Origin of the sequence: Methylobacterium tarhaniae (assembly GCF_001043955.1) — a bacterium.
GTDB classification, from domain to species: domain Bacteria; phylum Pseudomonadota; class Alphaproteobacteria; order Rhizobiales; family Beijerinckiaceae; genus Methylobacterium; species Methylobacterium tarhaniae.
In genome coordinates, this window is sequence record NZ_LABZ01000207.1 from 1 (window position 1) to 900 (window position 900).

Genomic DNA, 900 nt, shown 5'->3' on the forward strand with positions numbered 1-900 from the left:
CAGACCTCGGACGAGGCCGCCACCGCCAGAACCAGATCGGTCCTCGGCCGCATCTGGCAGGCGAGGCCGTAACCTTGAGCCGCTTCCTCGTCGGTCAGCGCGTCCTCGATGTAGCTGCCCGGATCGAACCGGCCGGACTCGCAATGGACCCGGCAGGTGCCGCAGGCGCCGTCCCGGCAATCGAGCGGGATGTTGATGCCGAGGCGGTAGGACGCGTCCGCCACCGTCTCACCCGGCCGGCAGGCGATGAAGCGGGTGATCCCGTCCTCGAAATTGAGCGCAATATTATGCATGGCGCCCTCCCTAGATGTGATAGACGTCGATGACGTGGTGAATGTAATCGTTCTTCAGGATCACCTTCTTTTTCTTGATAAGCGGAGTCTCTCCGCCGGTGTCGAGGGTGTAGAACGACGTGCCGAAATGCGTATCCACCGTCTTGTAGCGGTAATTGAAAGTCAGCCAGTTGAAGCGGAGTTTGCAGGTCGTCTCGTCCTGCTCCAGGATCTCGACGTTGGAGATGTTGTGCGAAGTGCGCGGCTCCGGCAGGCTGGTGGCGCTGGACCGCTCGGTGCGGATGCGAAACACGCGATCTTCCAGGCCGCTGCGGCTGTCGTAGTAGATCAGCGAGACGTCGGTCTGCGGATCGGTGACGAGCTGGTCGTCGTCGTCCCAGGACGGCATCCAGAACTCGACGTCGGGGGCGTAGAGCGCCAGCCAGGCATCGAAGTCGCGGTCGTCGAGGAAGCGGGCCTCGCGGTAGAGGAATTGCTGCACCTGCTCCAGGGTGAGGGGCATGGGGGGCTCCTTGAGGGCGTGCGGGGGCGCTCGGCGTCCCGGTGGGGGCGGCGCCGCTGATGTTTCGGTTCGATGGATGGGTCCGGCTCCCAAGAACCCTCCCCC

2 protein-coding genes are annotated in these 900 nt (G+C 64.1%); both read right to left on the minus strand.

What is annotated here, in order from left to right:
* On the minus strand, positions 1-293 hold a 293-nt coding region (locus tag VQ03_RS25475; RefSeq protein WP_048453715.1), incomplete at its 3' end, for a 2Fe-2S iron-sulfur cluster-binding protein.
* Positions 294-303: 10 nt separating this feature from the next.
* On the minus strand, positions 304-795 hold the full coding sequence (benB, locus tag VQ03_RS25480) for a benzoate 1,2-dioxygenase small subunit (RefSeq protein WP_048453716.1): 492 nt from the start codon (positions 793-795) through the stop codon (positions 304-306).
* Positions 796-900 lie beyond the last annotated feature (105 nt).

What these genes read in the sequence shown, in the direction of transcription:
- benB (WP_048453716.1), bottom strand. Translation starts at nt 795, where the DNA reads ATGCCCCTCACCCTGGAGCAGGTGCAGCAATTCCTCTACCGCGAGGCC.